Genomic DNA, 412 nt, shown 5'->3' with positions numbered 1-412 from the left:
CCCGTGGTGCTGCCGCGCAAGCCCTGGCACAAGCTGTCGGACCACGCACCCCTGGCCGCGGAGATTTCGCTGTGAGACGGCCGGGCCGCTCCTCGCGCTGGGTGCCGGGCAACCGCTTCGAGCTGCTGGAAAACGGCGAGGCGTTCTTCCCGCGCGTGTTCGAGGCGATCGCCGCGGCGAAGCGCGAGGTGCTCCTGGAGACCTTCATCCTGTTCGACGACAAGATCGGGCAGGGGCTCCACGCAGCGTTGCTGCAGGCGGCGCGCAACGGTGCCGAGGTGCATGTGCTGGTGGACGGCTTCGGCTCGCCCGACCTGTCGGAATCCTTCATCGGCCCGCTCGTGGCCGCGGGCGTGCGGTTCCGCATCTTCGATCCGGGCGGGGTGCGCATCTTCGGCCAGCGGATGAACAT

The 412-nt window shown here is 69.4% G+C and carries 1 pseudogene; it reads left to right on the top strand.

From position 1 onward, the window contains the following. Positions 1-71: 71 nt before the first annotated feature. Positions 72-412 (top strand): annotated as a pseudogene (locus GVL52_RS32420) (hypothetical protein); the annotation flags it as partial.

The sequence above is a fragment of the Rhizobium sp. 18055 genome, from assembly GCF_902706285.1.
Lineage (GTDB): Bacteria > Pseudomonadota > Alphaproteobacteria > Rhizobiales > Rhizobiaceae > Rhizobium.
This window is presented reverse-complemented; position numbering and strand designations above follow the sequence as displayed.